At 47.4% G+C, this 1,754-nt stretch carries 3 protein-coding genes; all 3 read right to left on the reverse strand.

Annotated elements, in window-relative coordinates:
* The coding region (locus GRP75_RS26090) for an AAA family ATPase (RefSeq protein ID WP_160790783.1) at window positions 1-236 on the reverse strand (236 nt) is incomplete at its 3' end.
* Between the two features lie 36 nt (window positions 237-272).
* Window positions 273-815, reverse strand: coding sequence for an ATP-dependent protease subunit HslV (gene hslV, locus GRP75_RS26095; protein ID WP_160790784.1), 543 nt, complete (start codon window positions 813-815; stop codon window positions 273-275).
* Between the two features lie 26 nt (window positions 816-841).
* A partial coding sequence (gene trmFO, locus GRP75_RS26100) for an FADH(2)-oxidizing methylenetetrahydrofolate--tRNA-(uracil(54)-C(5))-methyltransferase TrmFO (protein ID WP_160790785.1) occupies window positions 842-1,754 on the reverse strand: 913 nt, incomplete at its 5' end.

The raw sequence follows: 1,754 nt of genomic DNA on the forward strand, positions 1-1,754 counted from the left end.
GGAGCCCCCACGAGCCGTGCAAGTCTACGTGCAATTTCAGTTTTACCCACACCTGTCGGTCCGATCATCAAAATATTTTTAGGCACAATTTCATCCCGGATATCATCCGGCAGCTTACTACGCCGATAACGGTTACGCAAGGCAACAGCAACAGATTTTTTAGCTTCCTTTTGTCCGACAATATACTTATCCAGCTCGGATACCACTTGTCTGGGCGTCAACGATTGATTATTCATTTTGCACTCCTCCACCCTTGAATACTCAGAGCCGATTTACAGTTCTTCCACGATAATCTGATTGTTCGTATACACACATATTTCCGAAGCAACCTCTAGCGCTTCCCGTGCCATGTCCTTTGCTTCCATGCCAGAGCCATGGCGTTTGAAAGCACGGGCAGCCGCCAATGCAAAATTACCACCTGAGCCAATCGCAAGCACATCATCATCCGGCTCGATAATTTCGCCGCCTCCAGAAATGAGCAGCATTCCGGATGAGTCCATCACAATCATGAGCGCTTCCAGCTTGCGCAGAATACGATCCTGATGCCAGTCCTTGGCCAGTTCCACGGCTGCTCTTTGAAGATTTCCGTGGTGTTCCTCTAGCTTATTTTCGAACTTTTCAAATAACGTGATAGCATCTGCCACCGAACCCGCAAATCCAGCAACGACCTGACCACGATACAATCTGCGCACTTTTTTTGCCGTCTGCTTCATTACAACACTGTTGCCGAACGTTACCTGTCCATCACCCGCAATAGCTCCTTTGCCATTGTGGCGTACAGCGCAGATGGTGGTAGCATGAAAGGACATATCCATAACGCGCTCCTCCTTTTCCTTCATCCCTATGCCTGTACTTCAGCTGACATAACTCCCGTTTCGTTGATATAACCATGCAAACTTTCCAGCGCGCGATTAGCGAGAGCTTCATTTTTTTCCTTTTTGTTACGAATCCGTTCCTCCAACTTTGGAAGCAAACCAAAATTTGCATTCATCGGTTGAAAATGCTTAAAATCAGCGGTCGTAATATACCGCGCCATGCTGCCTAATGTCGTTTCTGCAGGAAATACAAACATTTCCTGTCCACGCGCTGCTCGTGCCGCATTCATCCCGGCCAGCAGACCAGAAGCCGCCGACTCCACATATCCCTCTACACCGGTCATTTGTCCGGCGAAGAATAGATTACTTCTTCCCTTGAACTGATAGGTTGGATGAAGTTGCTGCGGAGAATTAATAAAGGTATTACGATGCATCACACCGTAACGTACAAACTCTGCCTCTTCAAGACCCGGAATCATTGAAAATACACGCTTTTGCTCCCCCCATTTGAGGTGAGTCTGGAAACCAACCAGATTATACAGCGTTCCTGCGGCGTTATCCTGCCGAAGCTGAACAACTGCGTGGGGCAGTTCACCTGTATGTGGATTTACGAGACCCACAGGTTTCATTGGTCCGAATAATGCCGTTTGTTTCCCACGTTGCATCATCACTTCGATGGGCATACAGCCTTCGAAATAAATTTCTTTTTCGAATTCCTTGACTTGCGCTACCTCAGCCGTAATCAGAGCCTCATAAAAAGCATCAAATTCCGCTTCGTTCATCGGACAATTCAAGTACGCTGCTTCTCCCTTATCATAACGGGAAGCCAGATAAACCTTGCTCATGTCGATAGAGTCCTTTTCTACAATCGGGGCTGCCGCATCGTAAAAATAAAAATACTCCTCTCCCATCAGCGATTTAATCTGTTCCGACAAAGCG

This window comes from Paenibacillus sp. OT2-17, from assembly GCF_009827695.1.
In the GTDB taxonomy this organism is placed as follows: Bacteria; Bacillota; Bacilli; order Paenibacillales; family Paenibacillaceae; genus Paenibacillus; species Paenibacillus polymyxa_B.

Bases quoted from the DNA above. Each gene is read 5' to 3' on its own strand.
- hslV (WP_160790784.1), bottom strand. From the start codon at position 815: ATGGATATGTCCTTTCATGCTACCACCATCTGCGCTGTACGCCACAAT.